The 18429-nt window shown below is 66.5% G+C and carries 13 protein-coding genes; 6 read left to right on the forward strand and 7 right to left on the reverse strand.

All coding sequences use genetic code 11. The features are described 5' to 3' along the window. Nucleotides 1–184 precede the first annotated feature (184 nt). Nucleotides 185–2917 carry a TonB-dependent receptor plug domain-containing protein gene (locus DSM104443_RS10555; protein ID WP_171091996.1) on the forward strand — a complete coding sequence of 911 codons (2733 nt, stop codon included), beginning with the start codon at nt 185–187 and terminating at the stop codon, nt 2915–2917. Nucleotides 2918–3004: 87 nt separating this feature from the next. Beyond that, nucleotides 3005–4276 carry an MFS transporter gene (locus DSM104443_RS10560; protein WP_171091998.1) on the forward strand — a complete coding sequence of 424 codons (1272 nt, stop codon included), beginning with the start codon at nt 3005–3007 and terminating at the stop codon, nt 4274–4276. On the opposite strand, the gene DSM104443_RS10565 is transcribed toward DSM104443_RS10560, so the two are convergent. Next, nucleotides 4229–4768 (reverse strand): GNAT family N-acetyltransferase, encoded by a 540-nt coding sequence (locus DSM104443_RS10565; RefSeq protein ID WP_171092000.1) that lies wholly within the window; start codon nt 4766–4768, stop codon nt 4229–4231. The two genes, DSM104443_RS10560 and DSM104443_RS10565, sit on opposite strands and share 48 nt — an antisense overlap. Nucleotides 4769–4918: 150 nt before the next feature. On the opposite strand from DSM104443_RS10565, the gene DSM104443_RS10570 reads away from it, so the two are divergent. After that, nucleotides 4919–5164, forward strand: a complete 246-nt coding sequence (locus DSM104443_RS10570) for an ArsR family transcriptional regulator (protein WP_171092003.1) — start codon at nt 4919–4921, stop codon at nt 5162–5164. A gap of 57 nt (nt 5165–5221) precedes the next feature. Here the strand turns inward: DSM104443_RS10570 and DSM104443_RS10575 are convergent, their stop codons facing one another. The 4 genes from DSM104443_RS10575 to DSM104443_RS10590 all read right to left on the reverse strand — a co-directional run bounded on the left by DSM104443_RS10575 (nt 5222) and on the right by DSM104443_RS10590 (nt 10382). Beyond that, complete coding sequence (locus DSM104443_RS10575) at nt 5222–7591, reverse strand: TonB-dependent receptor (RefSeq protein ID WP_212757103.1); 2370 nt, start codon at nt 7589–7591, stop codon at nt 5222–5224. Between the two features lie 180 nt (nt 7592–7771). Continuing rightward, the gene (locus tag DSM104443_RS10580) at nt 7772–8566 is read right to left on the reverse strand and encodes an alpha/beta fold hydrolase (RefSeq protein ID WP_171092014.1); all 795 of its coding nucleotides are present in this window, start codon (nt 8564–8566) and stop codon (nt 7772–7774) included. Nucleotides 8567–8667: 101 nt separating this feature from the next. Then, entirely contained in the window at nt 8668–9135 is a 468-nt protein-coding gene (locus tag DSM104443_RS10585) for a hypothetical protein (RefSeq protein WP_171092016.1), read from the reverse strand. A 122-nt stretch (nt 9136–9257) separates the two neighbouring features. Next, on the reverse strand, nt 9258–10382 hold the full coding sequence (locus DSM104443_RS10590; RefSeq protein ID WP_171092018.1) for an ABC transporter substrate-binding protein: 1125 nt from the start codon (nt 10380–10382) through the stop codon (nt 9258–9260). Nucleotides 10383–10739: 357 nt separating this feature from the next. On the opposite strand from DSM104443_RS10590, the gene DSM104443_RS10595 reads away from it, so the two are divergent. Further along, nucleotides 10740–12422, forward strand: a complete 1683-nt coding sequence (locus tag DSM104443_RS10595) for an ABC1 kinase family protein (protein WP_171092020.1) — start codon at nt 10740–10742, stop codon at nt 12420–12422. Nucleotides 12423–12462: 40 nt separating this feature from the next. Here the strand turns inward: DSM104443_RS10595 and DSM104443_RS10600 are convergent, their stop codons facing one another. Together DSM104443_RS10600 and DSM104443_RS10605 are read right to left on the reverse strand one after the other, a co-directional pair. Next, nucleotides 12463–13374: an IPTL-CTERM sorting domain-containing protein gene (locus DSM104443_RS10600; RefSeq protein WP_171092022.1), complete on the reverse strand. Its 912-nt coding sequence runs from the start codon at nt 13372–13374 to the stop codon at nt 12463–12465. A 103-nt stretch (nt 13375–13477) separates the two neighbouring features. Continuing rightward, nucleotides 13478–14479, reverse strand: a complete 1002-nt coding sequence (locus tag DSM104443_RS10605; protein ID WP_171092024.1) for an ROK family protein — start codon at nt 14477–14479, stop codon at nt 13478–13480. A 38-nt stretch (nt 14480–14517) separates the two neighbouring features. On the opposite strand from DSM104443_RS10605, the gene DSM104443_RS10610 reads away from it, so the two are divergent. Both DSM104443_RS10610 and glgP read left to right on the forward strand, forming a co-directional pair. Continuing rightward, nucleotides 14518–15879, forward strand: a complete 1362-nt coding sequence (locus tag DSM104443_RS10610; RefSeq protein WP_171092026.1) for an HAD family hydrolase — start codon at nt 14518–14520, stop codon at nt 15877–15879. A gap of 38 nt (nt 15880–15917) precedes the next feature. Then, nucleotides 15918–18395: an alpha-glucan family phosphorylase gene (glgP, locus tag DSM104443_RS10615; protein ID WP_343034680.1), complete on the forward strand. Its 2478-nt coding sequence runs from the start codon at nt 15918–15920 to the stop codon at nt 18393–18395. Nucleotides 18396–18429 lie beyond the last annotated feature (34 nt).

Here is an 18429-nt window from a genome sequence, read left to right on the forward strand (position 1 = left end):
TTGACGTAAACTAAGCGTCACACTGCTGTAACGTTGCTAGACTGCAACCCCGTGATGACATATTTGGTGAATTCGTTGACGCGTTATCACACGGTTCATTAACGTTCGGCACGCTCTATAAAAGAAAGGGAATTTATCCATGAATTGCAAAGCAAGAGCTGTCAGTCAGGCTGTACTGCGCGCATTGGGCGCCGGTGCCGCCACCACCCTGCTGGCCGTACCGGCCTACGCCCAGCAAACCCAGAAGATCGAGAAGATCGAAGTCACGGGCTCGAACATCAAGCGGATCGAAGGGGAATCCGCCCTGCCCGTAACGGTCATCTCCCGGGACGACATCCAGAAGTCCGGCGTCACCACCGCTGCCGAGCTGCTGGACAAGGTCTCCGCCACCAACGCCGGGGGATACAACATCTCCAAGGGCGTGGGTGACTCCGGCACGCCGGGCCTGTCCGCCGTATCGCTGCGCGGCCTGGGCAACACGAACACCCTCATCCTCCTGAACGGTCGTCGCCTCTCCAACTACGCCTTCAACTCGGCGGGCGGCGGCACGGTCAACCTGAACCAGATCCCGCTGGCTGCCGTCGAGCGCGTCGAAGTGCTGAAGGACGGCGCCTCGGCCATCTACGGCACGGACGCCATCGGCGGCGTGATCAACTTCATCCTGCGCAAGGACTACACGGGCATCGAGCTCGACGCCTACGGCACGATGACGGAGCAGGGCGGTGGCAACACCCGCCGCTACTCCGGCACGGTCGGCTTCGGCGACATCAACAAGGACCGCTTCAACGTCCTCGCCTCGCTCGGCTACCAGAAAGACACGCCCCTCAAGGCGAGCCAGCGTCCGCAGTTCGCCGGCACCGCCATCCGCCCGGACCTCGGCTTCGCCCAGACCTCCGGCAACGTGTTCCCCGCCAACTTCACCATCGCCGGCGTGGGCACGTACAACCTGACGGCGCGTAACGGCTGTATCCCGGCCGCGGGCTCGTACAACGTCAACGCCGCCACCGGCGCCCCGACGCCGAACGGCAACACCTGCCGTTATGACTTCACGTCGGTGCTGGACATCTTCCCGCCGTCCGAGCGGAAGAGCGCGTTCGTCCGCGGCGCGTGGCAGTTCGCGAACGACCACCAGGCCTTCGTCGAGTACATGTATTCGGAAAATGAAGTGACGTTCGCTTCGTCCGAGACCCCGATCAACGACTTCCTGGGCAACGGCGCGATGCTGTACCCGGTCGGCGGCCGCTACTACCCGGCCCCGTTCGTCGCGGGCAACGGCACGACGGTCACCCCGACGGGCGCCCTGTCGCTCGCCTGGCGCGGCAAGCAGAACGGCCTGCGCACGAACCGTGCGGAGTCCAAGGAAGATCGCCTCGTCGCCGGCCTGCAGGGCGTGCTCTTCGGCTGGGACTACAACACGGCGTACACGTCGGCCACTTCCAAGGTCACCGACAACTACATCGACGGCTGGATGAGCGAGATCCGCACCCGCCAGGTCATCGCGACGGGCAACGTCGACGTGTTCTCGGGCAACCCGCAGGATGCCGCCGGCCAGGCGCTGCTCGACTCGGCCAAGATCCTGCAGCAGGTTCGCAACGCCGAATCCAAGACCACCGGCTTCGACGGCAAGATCTCGAAGGACCTCTTCGAGATGGCCAGCGGCCCGTTCTCCCTGGCGGTCGGCTTCGACTTCCGCAAGGAAGAGATCGACGATCACCCGGCTGACGTGCTGTCGTCCGGCGACGTGCTCGGCGGCGGCGGCAACCAGCCGGCGTGGAGCACCGATCGCGACGTGACGGCGCTGTTCGCCGAGGTGAACATCCCGCTGATGAAGAACCTGGAGTTGACGGGCGCGATCCGCTACGACGACTACAGCGACTTCGGCAGCACCACGAACCCGAAGGTGGGCCTGCGCTGGACGCCGCTCAAGAACACGCTGGTGCGTGCCACGTACAGCACGGGCTTCCGGGCCCCGACGCTGGCCGACATCCACCTGCCGCGCTTCTTCTCGAACACGGCCGACGTGCACAGCGACCCGCTGCGTTGCGCGAACAGCGTTCCGCGCGGCAACTACGTGAACGAAGGCCTGGAGTGCGACGCGCAGTTCCAGAACCAGCTCGGCGGCAACTCCGCGCTGACGCCGGAAAAATCGAAGCAGTGGACCATCGGCGTGATCTATGAGCCGACGGCCAACTCCTCGGTCGGCGCCGACTTCTTCTCGATCCATCGCCGCAACTCCCTGGGTGCCGTGTCCGATACGCGTCTGTTCGACGTGCTCGGCGCGCAAGACCCGCTGAACGCCGGTGGCCGCTTCGTCCGGGGCAACCGCCTCGCCGACGGCAGCTGCTCGACGGACCAGCCGGGCCTCCCGACGCCTGCGAACGTGCCCTGCGGCATCAACTACGTCGTGCAGGTGCAGGAGAACCTCGGCAAGTACACCGTCACCGGTGTCGACCTGAGCGGTTCGCTGCGCTTCCCGGCCCAGAGCTGGGGCCAGGTCTCGCTGCGCGGCGAAGGCACGTACATCTACCGCTATCGCTACCAGTACGCGATCGACGGCGAGTACATCGACAACGTCGGTTCCTTCCAGGGTGAGAACGGTGCCGTGCCGCGTTGGCGCCATTACATCACCGCCAACTGGCGTTCCGGCCCGTGGGGCGCGACGGTCGGCCAGCAGTTCGTCCTCGGGTACAAGGACAACAGCGGCGATCGCCGTGTCGGCAGCTACGAAGTGTGGGACGTGCAAGGTACGTGGGATGGATGGCGTGGCCTCGGCGTCGTGCTGGGTGTCCGCAACGTCCTCGACCGCGACCCGCCGGCTTCGGATCAAGGCCAGACCTTCCAGGTCGGCTACGATCCGCAGATCGCCGACGCGCACGGCCGTACGTACTACCTGGGCCTGAAGTACAAGTTCCGCTAACCGCCCGGTAGCCAGCAGCATCGACGGGGCTCCTTCGGGAGCCCCGTTTTCATTCCGGCAGAATGTCGGTTTGGCGCACGATTCCCGATGCTTCGCACCACGTTCCGATCGCTGAGCGGCTTCAACTATCGCCTGTGGGCCGCGGGCGCGCTGGTGTCGAACGTCGGCACGTGGATGCAGCGCACGGCGCAGGACTGGATCGTCTACACGGAGCTCACGCGCCACGACGCGACGGCGGTGGGCTTCGCGATGGCGCTGCAGTTCGGTCCCTCGCTCTTCCTGCTGCCTTTCACCGGCTATATCGCGGACCATTTCGACCGCCGCCGCGTGCTGCTGGTGACCCAGGCGCTGCAGGCCACGCTGGCGCTCGGGCTCGGCGTCCTCACGCTCAGCGGGCACATCGAGCTCTGGCACGTGTATCTCTTCGCGCTGATGCTGGGATGCGTCACGGCGTTCGATGCGCCGGTGCGCCAGACCTTCGTCGCCGACCTCGTCTCCGACGCCAACCTCTCCAATGCCGTCGCGCTCAATTCAACGTCCTACCAGCTGGCGCGCATGTTGGGCCCGGCGCTCGCGGGACTGCTGATCGCGGCGATCGGCACGGGTTGGTTGTTCATCCTCAACTTCGCCACCTTCGGTGCCGTCATCGGCTCGCTCGTGGCGATGCGCGTGGCGGAGCTGCATCGCCTCGAGCGCGCGGAGCGCAAGCCGGGGAGCGTGGGGGAGGGCTTCCGCTACGTGCTGGGGCGCGCGGACCTGATGGCGGTGATGTCGATGCTGTTCCTGGTCGCCACGTTCGTGATGAATTTCGCCGTGTATGTGTCGACCATGGCGGTCACCGTCTTCGGCACGGGCTCCGGCGGCTTCGGCCTCTTGAGCTCGATGCTCGCCATCGGCTCGGTCACCGGCGCGCTCGCATCCGCGCGCCGCGAGAAGCCCCGGGCCATCCTGCTCGTCGCGAGCGGTTTCTTCATGGCGGTGCTGTTCACCGTCGCCGCGTTGATGCCGACCTATCTCTCCTTCGGCATCGCGCTCATGGCGCTGGGCTGGTCCCTGCAGACCTTCATGACGACGGCCAACAGCACGGTGCAGCTCTCGACGGACCCGGCGATGCGAGGCCGCGTGATGGCCATCTACATGAGCATCGTGAACGGCTGCACGCTGTTCGGCGCTCCGTTCGTGGGCTGGGTGGCGAATCGCCACGGTGCGCGCTGGTCGCTGATGGTCGGCGCCACAGCGGGCTTGCTGGCTGCCGTGGTGGGCATCCGGTACCTGGTGCGCCATCGCGGCCTGCACGTGAAGCGCGAGGGTCTACGCCTGCGGTTCCTCCTGGCGGACGCGGAGGTCCCGAAAGCGTAGCTCCCAGAGCTGCTCGCGATGCTCGTCGCCCCAGGTGCGGTCGATGCGTTCCTCGAGGATCCGGAAGCCGAACTTGCGATACAGGTGCGACGAGGCCTCGAGGCCCGCGACGGTCGTGAGCCACACCGCAGGATCGCCGCGGCATTCCGACCAGGCGATCGCACGCTCGAGCAACGCGTGTCCCAATCCATGGCCGCGCGCCGCATCGCTGGCAATGAGGAAGCGCAGCCGCGCGCCGGGGCGTTCGGCGGGTCTCGCGTCCATCACGAGGCCGGCGAGGAATTCATCGCCGGCCCACGCGCTGAAGGCCGTGACGTCATCGCGTGCGCCGAAATGGCGGGCGATCTCGCCGAGCTGCTCGGCACAGAGCGCCTCGAAGACGGGCGACCAGCCCAGGCCGCCCACGTAGTGGGTGCCGTGCAAGCGGACCAGCTCGCCGACGAGGCCGGGGGCTGGGCCGGTGATCCAGCGAGGGGCTTGGGCGGGCTCCATGGAGCGGAAAATAGCACACCCGGAAGCCGCATAATTTGTATTATGTCAATGTGTGGAGCCCGCAGAAAACAACGGATTACCCGGTGGCCCCCCTGTTTTTCGCGCCAAGTGTCTCCACCTACAACCTTCCCCTCTCGCGGACACCTGCAAATGACTGAAACTCTCCAATGCCTGAAGAAGCACGGCCAGCGCTTGGACCTCGAGATCGCCAAGGAAATGCGCGTGCCCCTTGCAACCGTGAGGGCCCATCTCACCGCCCTGGCCGATCGCCGCGAAGCGGTCGTCTGCAAGACGATCCAGTTCGAGAACGGGCGGCCGTTCGAAGCGTGGCAAGGCCGCGTTTCGGGTTACGTGCCGCCGCCGACGCCCGGCCGGAAGCCGAAGTCGAAGGCATAGCGAAGCCGAAAAAAAAGCCGCGGGCCTCAGCCCGCGGCTTTGTTCAGCAAGACCGCCCTAGAACGACTTCCGCAGCGTCACGCCGACGGTGCGAGGCTGGTTGGTCGTGTATCCCAGCCGCGCGCGCCCGCCCCGTTCCCGGTCGAACGAGAGCAGCGCCCGCTCGTCGGTCAGGTTGTTGACGTAGACGATCGCCGAGAAGCCGCGCGAGAATTCCATCCCCGCGCTCAGGTTGACCAGGTTGTACTTGGGCAACTCGAGGTCGAGCGTCGTGGACGCGGTCGCGGGTGCTCCCAGGAAAGGCAGGCCGTGCACGAACGTGCGCGGATTGTTCTCCTGGTCCGAGGGCTGCGTGAAGCGGCTGCCGATGTATTGGTAGGACGCCGTGACATAGGACTCGCGACCGGCCAGGTTGAAGTTGTACGTGAGGCTGGCCGTGAACTGCACCTTCGGCACGGACGGCAGGCGGTTGCCTTCGCGAATGCCACCGATGACGGCCCCGGTGCCGTCCGTGACGGTCGAATCGAATTCCGCATTCACCGCGGAGCCCGCGAAACCCACCTCCCAGCTGTCGTTCGGCCTGAACACCAACTCCGCCTCGACGCCGGTCGTGTGTGCCTTGGGCACGTTGAACACCACGCGCGAAGAGCACGACCCGGCATCCAGCGTGACCTGCAGGTTCTCCATCTGCGTATGGAAAACGGCCGCGTTGAAGGTCATCCCCGGCTTCTGCATCTTCACGCCGACCTCGTAGTTCCACAGCGATTCGTCCTCGAAGCGCTGGTAGCCCCCGAAGATGGCGCGGTCCTGGGCCGTGCACAGCGGGATGTTGAGCGGATCGTTGACGCCGCCGAGGCGGAAACCCTTCGAGGCCTGGGCATTCCACGTCACGCCCGGCGCCATCCGGTACGCCAGCAGGAAGCGGGGGTTGAAGCCGTCCGATTTCGTCTCGTCGGACTGGTTGTCGCCGTTGGCGAACAAGCCGCCGGACCTGAAGGTGCGCTCTTCCTTGTAGTCGTAGTAGCGAAGTCCGGCCGTACCCGTGAGCTGGCTGGTCAGGTCGTAGCTGAATTCGCCGAACAGCGCCGCCTGCTTCAGGTTGTAGATGATGTCGGCGTTGTAGGGCGAATTCGCGGGGAAGCCGTTGGCCACCCCCGCCGACGTTCCGGCGCCGAGCGTCGCGTCGGTTGCCGTGTCGTAGCCCGGAGTCGGAAGGCGCTGGGCATATTTGCGATCGGCATCGGCGTAGAAGGCACCGACCAGCCATTGGAACGGGCCAGGGGCCTTCGAGCTCAAGCGCAATTCCTGCGTGAAGCCCTTGAAGTCGGTGGTGTCGTTGAGGCGCGAGGGCAGCAGCACGCCGGCCGTCGGAAAGCCGAGATCGACCGACACCGAACCGGTCAGCGCGCTGGCATCGCGGCTCACCAGGACGTCGCGATCGGTATAGGTGGTCACCGAGGTCAGGTCGAAACTGCCGAAGCCGACCTTGGCCACCAGGTCCGCGATCGTCGTCTTGTCCTCGAACTTCTCGCGCTGCAGCAGGTATTGCTGGTCCTCCCCGAACGTGGTCGGCGGTACCGTGGTCGTGTACGGGTTCGCGTAGAGGTTGTAGTTCTCCTGGCGGTTGAACCCGTCGTAGGTCGACTTCTGGTAGACGATGCGCGGCTGGATCGTCACGTCCCGGCTGGGCTGGAAAGTGAAGCTCAAGCGGCCGCCTACGCGGTCACCCTCGTTGACGTCCTTGCCGCTGGCCGGACCCAGGGCGTCGGCCCAACCGCCGAAGCGCGTGGCAAAACCGACAATGCGCATCGCCGCAGCGTCGCCCATCGGTACGTTCAGCGCCCCTTTCACGCTGCCGCCGGCGCTGCCGCCGGAGATCGTATTGGCATTGACCTCGACCACGCCTTCGTTGACGCGCAGCCGCGCCTCATTGGTGATGTAGCGGATCGTCCCGCCGATGTTGCCGGAGCCGTAGAGCGTGCCTTGCGGGCCGCGCAGCGTCTCGACGCGGTTCAGGTCGAACAGGTCGAGGTCCGGCGTGAAGAGCGACATGGAGATCGCCGTCTCATCGAGGTAGACACCCACCTGCTCCTTGACGCCGGGCTGGTCGCGGACGATCTGCCCCGAGGAAACGCCGCGGATCGACACCTGGCTCTGCCCGGGACCGAGGTTCTGGATGGCCACACCCGCGATATTGCGCGAGAGGTCCTCGAGCGTCTGCGAGCCGGATCGCCGGATGTCTTCTTCGGTCTGCGCGTTGATCGAGAACGGCACGTCCTGCAGGGAAGTCTCGCGCTTGGTCGCGGTGACGGTGATGCGATCCTGCTTTTCGACCTTCTCGCCCTCGGCCTTGGGCGGTGGCGGCGTTTGCTGGGCCGAGGCATGGCCCGCAACTCCAATCGCCAGACTGCAAGGGAATGCCAGCAATACCGCCCTACTGATCGGACGCAGTTTCATGGTGAACGTGTCTCCCCGGATAATTGTTGGATTTCTTCAGGACCGCGAAAGAAATCCTACTCCTAGGAAACCGTTCAGGCGATGGTGGGGGGCAAATACCGGAGTTGACGCGAGGCGGCGATGAAAGTGGGCCGCCGAGCGGAACGTGAATCAGCCCCCTTCGCCGAAGAATCGGGCGAGGATGGGCGCCAGGGCTTTCGCGCTCACGTCATGGGCCTGGCCTTCGACGGTACGGCGCTGGGCCTTGGGAATGGCCTTGGCGATCTTGTCTGCCGTCGGACGCATGAAGGGCATGGCCTCCTGGCTGGCGCTGCCGTCCATCACCAACGTCACCGCCTTGATCTTCGCCGCCCTCGCAACCGGTACGGCGCGATCGTCACCGAGTACGGCGTTGTCGTACGCAAGCGTGGGCGCCATCGCCTCCATCTGCGGCCACGCCGGTGATGCCTTCATCTTCGCGATGGCTTCATCGGGCGCGCCGACAAATTTCATGAACTGCGCCACGGCATCGGCGCGACGTCCCGCGGCCAGCGTTGCATCGAGGCTCGACCTGAACGCCCTCCACTCCCGCGCGGCGCCTTCGGCCTCGCTGTAAGGCGCTTCGTAGATCGCGAGCTTCTTGACCTTGCCGCCCAGCGAGGACGTTGCTTCGAGCGCGAGCGCCGCTCCCGAAGACTTGCCATAGACCAACGCGGAACCTCCCGCCGCGTCGATAACGGCTTCGAGGTCTTCGATCTCGCGCTTCACCGAGTAGGGCTTGTTGTCGCCGCTATCACCGCGCCCCCGCCGGTCATAGCTGTACACGGTGAAGTTGGGTGCCAACAACTGGGCCAGCTCCGCCCCGCCCGCTCGCGTGGCCAACGCGCCATTCACAACGATAAGCGTGGGGCCCGTGCCGACCTTGTCATAGGCAATGCGTGTCCCGTCCTTCGACGTGACGTGCATTGCTTTTCCCTTTTCGTTGCCCTGCCCCGGACCCTGGCCGTGTGCGACAACAGAAAGTGCCAGGAGTCCGGAGAAACAGGCCGTTCGAAACAGCCTATGCATCAGGCTTCCGGGCCGCTCGCCGGCGTCGGCGTCGGTTGCGGCTCGGACTTCTCCGGCTGCTCGGGCGCGGGCGTCGGGGCCGGCGCGGGGCTGGGAGCGTCGTTCACGACCGGCGCGGGCTCGGTGGGCGTGCTCGTCGGCGTGCTGGGAACCGAAGGTTCCGGCGCGCTGCGGCTGGTGCCGGTTCGCGCGGGTGCCTTCGCGGCTTTCGCGGGCTCCGCCTTCGGCGTCGCGCCCTCGGTGATCGCCGGCGGGGTGTTGGCCTGCGTGGCGGTGCCGGCATCCGCGAGCTTCGTCGCAGATTCCGTATCGCTCGTGGCCGGCGCGGACGCGGGAGCTTGCGCGACCGTCGTCGTGGTGGAATGCGTCGTCGTGTCCGGCGTGTTCTTCAGATGGTGGTCGATGGCGACTGCGCCGCCGAGCACGCTGGCCGTGATGAGGGTGAATGCAAAGCCGAAATGCGTCATGGCGTCCTCCTGATTGTTCGGATGTACAGGTGCGACCGGCGCGATCGGCACCGGGTTGCACCCCTTCCGCAAGAATCAGAGTCGGCCTACACGCCGCTTCCGTAACGCTTACCGTGCGCGAGTTAGCGCTGGAACCCCTTGTCCTTCGTGATCATCGAGAGGTCCGTCATCTCGAGGCCGGTATGGTCGGTGGGCGAATAGCCGATCACGAGGTCACCCAGGTCGAAGGCCTTCATCGAGTCCAACGCCGTCACAAGCGAGGCACGTGTGGGTGACGATCCTGCACCGCGCAGGCCCTGCACCAGCACCTTCGCGGCCGCGTAGCCCTCCATCATCCCGGGCGTGAGCGACACCTTGGCCTTGAACGCGGTCTGCTGGGCCTCGCGCACGAACGGGCTCGTGAGGCTCCTCTCGTCCGGGAACACCTGGCTCACGATCACGCCGCGGCCGTGGGGCGAGAGCAGCTTCATGAATGCCGTGGAGGCATTGTTCGAGAGCGTCGCGAGCGTCGCGAGCGAGCCCGACGAACGGATCGCAAGCAGTGAGTTCTTCACCGCGAGGCCCGCACCGACCACGATCACGATCTGCGGATCGCCTTTCAGCGCCTCCGTCATCGACGGCTTCATGATGTCGATGCTGTCCTTCGAATTGAGCGTGCGGTCGAAGGGCACGATCGCGGTGGCCTGCAGCTTCGCGGTCGCGAGGCCGGTCTTCAGGCCCTCGAGCACGTCCTTGCCGAAGCCATCGTCCACGTAAAGGATGGAGATCCTCTGCATGCCCGAGGTCTTCAGCAGGTCGATCAGCGTCGCGGCTTCGAGCTGGTAGGCCGTGCGTACGTTGAAGACGTACGGGTTCACCGGCTTGTGGAACACCATCGCGCCGGTCGAAGGACCGATCAGCGGCACCTTGTGCTCGGCGATGATCGGAAGGATCGCCTGGTTGTGAGGCGTCCCTCGCACGAGCAGCAGCGCGGTGACCTTGTCTTCGATGACGAGCTTCTTCACGACGGCGACGGTCTTGTCGACTTCGAAATTGTCGTCGCGTGCGAGGAGCTGGATCTTCTGCCCGCCGATCCCGCCCTTGTCGTTCACCGAGTTGAAGTAGATCTCGGCGCCCTTCACGACCTCGAGCATCGAGCCCGAGTTGGGCCCCTGCAACGGGCCCGAGATGCCGACCTTGATCTGCGCGTGCGAATGAAACGTGAGCGACAACATGCCGGCGCAAGCCAGCATCATGAGCCTCCGCATGGAAGCCTCCTTATCAATTGGTCCCTGATTGTTCTAGCGCCGCTTTCGCGCCGAAGCCCTGTGTGGTGCCGGGCCCTGCATCCAATTGCTTGCACAGTGTCTCCGATCGGACACAAAACACCAAACGGAAAAAACGACAGCGTGGTGTTCGCGCCGGTGTCCTACGCAAGAATTGAACAGGAGTGACGCGCTGCGTCAGTTCGGTCGGGCCGTAGCCGGTTATCGGACGCTTCCGGATTGCATTCTTCGATCCCTCGGATTCGTCCGACACCGCACAGTGCTGTCCGGCTACAGCGGCACGGGGGCCTGCCCATGCATGCTCGGAGGCTAAGCTCTCCGGGAAGGCACGAGAAGGCAATGAAGACGACCATCAAGCATCTGCAGCGCTACAAGCAGATCGCGGCGCTCTGCTGGAAGTACGGGCGATCCGACCTCGTCAGCAAGATGGGCGAGGACGCGGATCTCGTCCCCGATCCCAAGGAAAAGGAAGCACAAGGCGAGCCGTCGAACGACGCCGCGCAACTCGCCGACGACCTGGAGGCCATGGGCCCCACGTTCGTGAAGCTGGGGCAGGTCCTCGCGAGCCGCCCCGACCTCATTCCCCCCGCCTACATCGATGCCCTCGGGCGCCTGCACGACCGCGTGAAGCCGTTCTCGGATGCCGAGGCGCAGCAGATCATCGAGGAAGAGCTCGGCGTGCGGATCTCCAAGGCGTTCTCGCGATTCGATCCCGAGCCGATCGCCGCCGCATCGCTCGGCCAGGTGCACCGCGCCGCGCTCCGCGACGGGCGCGAGGTCGTGGTCAAGGTGCAGCGCCCGGGAATCACGCAGCAGATCACCGACGACTTCGAGCTGCTGGGCCAGGTGGGCGCGTTCCTCGAGGAGCATTCGGAGTGGTCGCGCCGCCGCCGGCTCGCCGCCATCGTCGAGGAGCTGCGCGTGTCGATCGGGCACGAGCTCGATTACGAGCGCGAGGCGCAGAACCTCATCGCCGTGGGCACGAGCCTGCAGGGCTTCGACCTCCTCACCGTGCCGCAGCCGATCGTGGACTACTCCACGCGGCGCGTCCTCACGATGGAATACGTGCACGGCACGAAGGTCACCGCGTTGAGCCCCGTCGCCCGGCTCGAGATGAACGGCCCTGCCCTGGCCGACCAACTCTTCCAGGCGTACCTGCACCAGGTTCTCGTGACGGGCCTCTTCCACGCCGACCCGCATCCCGGCAACGTGTTCGTCACGCAGGACAACCGGCTCGCCCTCCTCGACCTCGGCATGGTCGGCCGCACCACACCCGCGCTGCAGGAAAACCTCCTCAAGGTGCTGGTCGCCGTGAGCGAGGGCAAGGGCGAGCAGGCCGCCGAGGTGATGGTGCGCATGAGCCAGACCGGTCCCGACTTCGATCGCAGCCGCTTCGAGAACCGCGTCGCGCAGCTCGTGGCGGAGCAACAGGGCCTCAGCATGCAGCAGATCAACGTGGGCGGAACCCTGCTCGCGGCCACCGGCATCGGCGCGGACGAGAGCGTCTACGTGCCGAGCCAGCTCACGCTGCTCGCGAAGACGCTGCTGCAGCTGGACGAGATCGGCAAGGTGCTCGATCCCGAGTTCGATCCCAATGCCGCCATCCGCCGCCACGCGGCGACCATCATGTCGGAGCGCCTGCGCAAGCAAGCGACGCCGGGCAACCTGATCGCCTCGGTGCTCGAGATGAAGGACTTCGTCGCGGGCCTGCCGGGGCGCGTGAACCGCCTCATGGACACCGTCGCGGACAAGGAGCTCGAGGTCAAGGTCCACGTGAAGGAAGCGGGACTGATGGTCGAGGGCCTGCAGAAGGTGGCCAACCGCATCGCCTCGGGCCTGGTGCTCGCCGCGCTCATCGTGGGCGCCGCGCTGCTGATGCGCGTCGAGACGAGCTGGCGTGTGCTCGGCTATCCAGGGCTCGCGATCCTGTGCTTCCTCGCGGCCGCGGGTGGTGGCGTCTGGCTGCTCGCGAACATCTACATCCAGGATCGCGAGAGCCAGAAGCGGACCCAGAGGCAGTAAGGCGAACTTCTTTGCCCCACCGCCCCTGGATCTCCGGGTCTCAACCGCGGCGGCGCATCACCACGAAAGCCGCTCCGGCAAACAGCAACGTCAGCAAGGCGAGCGCAGGCGTCGATAGGGTCGGCACGGGCGTCGTGCCCGGTGCGCCGACTCCGGCAAACGCGAAGACCTGCACGTTGCCGTCCGAAACCTTGTCCGCGCCGATGCAGCCGGGGCAATAGGTGCCCGCGCCGGTTGCCGCGTTCCAGGTGAGGACAGTGCCGGCGTTGTCGAGGAACAGCAGGATCCCATCCGACCCTTGTTGCGGGCTTCCACTCAAGGCCGCGTTCGAAGCGTGCAGGAAGACGCCAACCTGGTCGCCCGCCGGGAGTGTCGGAGTCGCCGGCCCATCCAGGAAGTACTGGTAGTTGGTGCCACCCGCCAACGGGAGGTTGACCGTGAAATCGATCTGGAAGAGCGGCAGGAATCCGCCGACGATCGACCTCTCGTAGGTTTGTGCGTTTGCGTACGTCACGGGAGTCGCGGTGTACGTGTTGGACACCACCGCAATCGGTCCTCCGGCGATGCCACCGCGAAGACTGAGGCCGACGCTGCTCAGCGACCAGACACGGATCGTCGAGACGGCAAACGGTCCACCCGCCGGAAGCGTGAAGCTGTCGCCGGGGAGAAACGGCGTCACGGGAAGCGTCTCGATATCGGCCCAGGCGAAGTTGCTGCGGTTCGCGGCGGCCGCGTTGTTCAGGTTCGCGTTGGGTAAGCCCCGATCGACGATCATCACCTGCGCCGAGGCTGCCAGCGAACCGGCAAGGAGGGAAACGGCGAGCAAAAGCCTCGCGCACAGACTTCTCTGCGTTATTTGGGTGTGCACCGGACATCCTCTTTTGTAGTCGTGTTGATCGACAGCCGATACGGGATGCATCGACCGTTTCAACCCGCGGTCAACCTGACGCACTCACCGATTCTGCGAGGCGCGCCATCGAGGGCGCTGCGTCTGGGTGGACCCTGAGGACATAGTGCACGACTAAGAAGCAGTAGTGACGACCATTTGTACGTACTCAGCGTGGCATCGGCGCGCGGCCCGAGATCACATCGGCCGCGAGATGCGCCGCGCCTGTCGTCACCGCGTGATCGCCGAGCTGCGAGACGCGCACCTTGAGATCCTTGAACGCGACGGCGGTGGCGTGCGCTTCGATGCCCTTGCGCACTTCATTGCGAATCAATGACGGCATCGCCTCAACCAGGCCGCCGCCCAGCACCAGCACCTGCGGGTTGAGGAAGTCGACCAGGTTCGAGAGCGCGATGCCCACGACGCGTGCGCGGCTGCGCACGAGCTTCTCCACCGCCTTGTCGCCGCCCGCGATCGATCTCGCCAGGTGCGTGCTCTTGATGGCCGTGACATCGGTGCCGGCAATCGATCGCAGCTTCGGCGCCCAGCGCTTGGCCGCGAGCACGGCCGCATCACCCGCGATGGCGGTGCGGCTCGCGACGTCGTCCAGCACGCCTTCGCGAAGCGAGCCGGCGAGCGGACCCATGGCGTGCAGGAGATAGTTGCCGATATCGCCGGCCACGCCGCCCGCGCCTGTGTAGATTCTTCCGTCCACGGCCAGCGCACCGCCGATGCCCGTGCCGATGAAGATGCCGATCGCGTGGCGCGCCTTGCGTGCGGCTCCCAACTCGAGCTCGCCGTAGAGGCCGGCCTGCACGTCGTTCAGGACGCAGACCCGCGCATCGGTGAGCGGAGCGAGTGCCTCGGCGAACGAGAAACCCCGCAGGAACACGGCGTTGGGCGAGACGCGGATCTTTCCGCTGCCGGGCTCGACGATGCCCGCGCACCCCACGCCGATAGCAGGAACGATTCGCTTGTGCCGCTTGGCGACCTGCAGCAGCTCGCCGACCGATTCGCGCACCATCGCCCGGAATGCGCCGCGCCCGCCCTTCGCGGCGTGCGTCATTTGCTTCACTTCGGCGATTCGTGCGAACTTTTCATCGAACAAAGCGAACAAACTCTTGGTACCGCCGATATCGATGCCGATGTAGGCGTTTCTTTTCTTGGCCATGCATGCTGGACAACAGAACAACGAGAAAGGTCGCCGAAATGCGATTCGCAGCCCTCGCCGTCGATTTCGACGGCACCCTTGCCCGCGAAGGTGTGGTCCCGCCGGAACTGCTCGCGGCACTGGAGCGCGTGAAGGCTTCCGGCCGCCGCGTGGTACTCGTCACGGGCCGTGATCTCGACGAGTTGATCGGCATTTTCCCCTCCATCACCCTCTTCGACCGCGTGGTGGCCGAGAACGGCGCCCTGCTCTATCGGCCTGCCACCGGCGAGCGCGAGCAGCTGGGGCCGGAGCCCGGCGAGGCCTTCGTCGAGGCGTTGCGTGCGCGCGGCGTGACGCCGCTTGCCGTCGGCCGTTCGATCGTCGCGACGGTGCAGCCCTATGAGAAGGAAGTCCTCGAGACGATCCGCGACCTGGGTCTCGAGCGGCAGGTGATCTTCAACAAGGGCGCCGTGATGGTGCTGCCCTCGGGCGTCAACAAGGCGACGGGGCTCGCGGTCGCGCTGGCGGAGCTCAAGCTTTCGCCGCGCAACGTCGTCGCCATGGGGGATGGCGAGAACGACCACGCCATGCTGGAGATGGCCGAGCTGGGCGTCGCGGTTTCGAACGCCATCCCGACGCTGCGCGAAGCGGCGCACCGCGTCACGACCGGATCGGACCATGAAGGCGTGATGGAGGTGGTCGCGGATCTCCTCGCTTCCGATCTCGATACACCGACGCGCCGTCCCGGCCGCTCCATGCTGCTCGGGCGCTCCGTCGAGGGGCGCGATGTGTGCGTGCCCGCCATGGGCTCGTCGGTGCTGATCGCCGGCGAATCACGCGCGGAAAGCGTGGGTTTCGCGCACCGGTTGCTGGAGCGCATTCGCGCGCAGGGCTACCAGTGCTGCGTGCTCGATACGACGGGCGAGCACCGCGAGCTCAAGGACGCGGTCGTCCTCGGCAGCATCGAATCACCGCCCGAAGCCCGCGCTATCGTGGAAGCGCTCGAATCACCGGAAGTCGCGGTGGTGGCCGATCTTCGTGCGCTGGAGGAAAAGGCGCGCGGCACCTGGCTCGCCGACTTCGCTGCCCGCATGGCGGAGCTTCGCCGCACGCGCTGCCGCCCGCACCGCCTCGTGATCGACGATGCGCACGATCTCCTCGCCTCGGGGGATGAGTTGCCCGAAGGCCTGCTTTCGGTGGATGCGATCCACGTCACCACCGATCCCGCGGGCCTCGCCGTCGATCTCCTCGAGACGGTGGACTCGGTCATCGAGCTGACGGACGAGGGCATCACGTACCGCTCCGCCGACGACGAGACGCGCATCGTGCTCGAGCCGCGTTCCGAGGCCGTGTCGCGCGTCACGCCGCCCAGCACCGTGGCGCGGCTGGCCGCCTCGCCTCCCGCCGCACCGTCGCACTGAGCGCGCCTAGCCCCATGCGACGCGGAGCGCGCCGGAGGGTGGAGGTTCGTCCACGCCTCCCGCAACCGTTGGGCCGGCTCGAGGAGATCGCCGGCGACCTCTGGTACAGCTGGTACCGGCCGGCGCGCGAGCTCTTCGCCGAGATCGATCCCGTGTTGTGGGAGGCGGTCAGTCACAGCCCGCGCGCTTTCCTGCGGACGGTCGACGAGTCGAAGCTCGAGCATGCCGCTTCCGATACGGCATTCCTCGAGCACATGCGCTCCGTGCTCGCCGCCTACGACGGATACCTTGGGGACGCACGGCCACGCGGCGCTGCAGCCGAGTGGACACGCTCCGCGCCCGTCGCCTACTTCTGCGCCGAGTTCGGCCTGCACGAGAGCTTCCCGATGTATTCGGGCGGCCTGGGCATCCTCGCGGGCGACCACTGCAAGGCCGCGAGCGACCAGCGGCTGCCGTTCGTGGGCGTGGGCCTGCTCTATCGCCAGGGCTACTTCACGCAGCGCCTCGATGTAGAGGGTGCCCAGCAGGTCGAATACCACGACGCCGATTTCGAGCACCTGCCGATCACGCTGCTCAAGCGCGAGGACGGCTCCGAGATCCGCGTGCCGGTGAGCTTTCCCGACCGCACGCTGTGGCTGCGGCTGTGGGAGGCGCGTGTCGGCCACGTGCGGCTCGTGCTCATGGACTCGGACTTCGACGAGAACGACGAGCCCGACCGCGACCTCACGCATCGTCTCTACGGCGGCGATCGCGTGCACCGCCTCGAACAGGAGATCGCGCTGGGCGTCGGCGGGGCTCGCGCGCTCGAGGCGCTGGGCATCCAGCCCGCGGCCTGGCACATCAACGAAGGGCATGCCGCGTTCCTCATCATCGAGCGCGTGCGCCGGATTGTCGCGGGCGGTGTGCCCTTTGCCGTGGCGCTGGAAGCCGTCGCGGCGAATGTCGTCTTCACGACACACACGGCCGTGCCGGCCGGGCACGACCGCTTCGAGGAAGCGGTGATCGAGGGCTACTTCGGCGGGCTGTGCCGCGAGATGGGCATCGAGCCTTCCACGCTGCTGGCACTGGGCGTTTCGCCGGACGGCCCGGGCTTCAACATGACGGCCCTCGCCCTGCGCGGCTCGCGCTCGCGCAACGCCGTCTCGCGCATCCACGCGCAGGTCACCTCGAAGATGCTGCAGGGCTTCTGGCCCGAGGTGGACGCGACCGAGAACCCGATCGGCTACGTGACCAACGGCGTGCACGTCCCGACCTTCCTCGCTTCCGAATGGCCGCCGTCCGCCCACGAGCTGCCGGATGCGGACTTCTGGTCGATCCACCAGCGCCTGAAGACTCGGGCGTTGAAGCACATCGCCACGCGCATGCGGGCTCGCCACCTTCGCAACCAGGGGAGCGAGCCGCACCTCGAGCGGCTGCTGCGGCTCGTCGACTTCCAGCGCACCGACGTGCTCACCATCGGCTTCGCGCGCCGCTTCGCCACGTACAAGCGCGCGGCGATGATCTTCGACGACCTCGACTGGGCCCGCGAGCTGCTGTGCGATCCCAAGCGGCCGGTACTGCTGCTCTTCGCGGGCAAGGCACACCCGGCCGATCACCCGGGGCAGGACGTCATCCGCCGCATCGCCGAGGTCGCCGCGATGCCGGATTTCGAAGGCAAGGTGCTGCTGCTGGAGAACTACGATCTCCACCTCTCGCGCCGGCTGGTCGCGGGCGTGGACGTGTGGCTGAACAATCCCGTCTATCCGCTGGAAGCTTCCGGCACTTCGGGCATGAAGGCGGGCATGAACGGCGTGCTCAACCTCTCGGTGCTGGATGGCTGGTGGGGCGAAGGCTACGAACCGGGCAACGGCTGGGCGATCCGTCCGGCGGCGCCGCACCTCGATGCGCAGGCGCGCGACCGCGAGGAGGCCCGCACGCTCTACGAGCTGCTGCAGGACCACGTGATCCCGCTCTACTACGACCGCGATGGCGACGGGCGCTCCCCGGGCTGGATCGCGATGGCCAAGCGCTCGATGGCCACGCTGCTGCCCAAGTACGACGCCCGCCGCATGCTCGACGAGTACATCGACCACTTCTATCAATCGGCGGCGCACGCGGGCGAGCGCTTCGCAGCCGATGGCTTCGCCGCGGCGCGCGAGCTGAGCGGCTGGCGCTCGAAGGTGGAAGGCGCGTGGCCGGGCGTCGAAGTCCGCTGGGTCTCCGCCCTGCCCCCGCGCGTCACGCTGGGCGATCGCGCGCGCCTCGAAGCCGAAGTGCGCCTGAACGGGCTGGATCCGGATGACGTGCGGGTCGAGATGCTGGTCGAACGAGGCGACCGCGGCGCCCCGCAGCCCGACCGCCTCTCGGCCTTCCTTCGCGCCGATCCCCAACCGCCCCACGACGGCTGGCAGCGCTACGGGCTCGACTACGCACCCGCGCTCTGCGGCGGCCTCTCCTACTCGCTGCGCGTGTATCCCTTCCACCGCCTCCTCGCCCACCACTTCGAGCTCGGCCGCACCGCCTGGTCGAGCACATGAATAATGAATAAAGGGGTCAGACCACTTCATTGCT

It is taken from the genome of Usitatibacter rugosus (genome assembly GCF_013003965.1).
In the GTDB taxonomy this organism is placed as follows: Bacteria; Pseudomonadota; Gammaproteobacteria; order Burkholderiales; family Usitatibacteraceae; genus Usitatibacter; species Usitatibacter rugosus.

Coding starts and splice junctions, on each gene's coding strand:
- DSM104443_RS10570 (WP_171092003.1), top strand. CDS start 4,919: ATGACTGAAACTCTCCAATGCCTGAAGAAGCACGGCCAGCGCTTGGAC.
- DSM104443_RS10565 (WP_171092000.1), bottom strand. CDS start 4,768: ATGGAGCCCGCCCAAGCCCCTCGCTGGATCACCGGCCCAGCCCCCGGC.
- DSM104443_RS10580 (WP_171092014.1), bottom strand. CDS start 8,566: ATGCACGTCACGTCGAAGGACGGGACACGCATTGCCTATGACAAGGTC.
- DSM104443_RS10605 (WP_171092024.1), bottom strand. CDS start 14,479: ATGGCCAAGAAAAGAAACGCCTACATCGGCATCGATATCGGCGGTACC.
- DSM104443_RS10595 (WP_171092020.1), top strand. CDS start 10,740: ATGAAGACGACCATCAAGCATCTGCAGCGCTACAAGCAGATCGCGGCG.
- DSM104443_RS10590 (WP_171092018.1), bottom strand. CDS start 10,382: ATGCGGAGGCTCATGATGCTGGCTTGCGCCGGCATGTTGTCGCTCACG.
- DSM104443_RS10610 (WP_171092026.1), top strand. CDS start 14,518: ATGCGATTCGCAGCCCTCGCCGTCGATTTCGACGGCACCCTTGCCCGC.
- DSM104443_RS10585 (WP_171092016.1), bottom strand. CDS start 9,135: ATGACGCATTTCGGCTTTGCATTCACCCTCATCACGGCCAGCGTGCTC.
- DSM104443_RS10560 (WP_171091998.1), top strand. CDS start 3,005: ATGCTTCGCACCACGTTCCGATCGCTGAGCGGCTTCAACTATCGCCTG.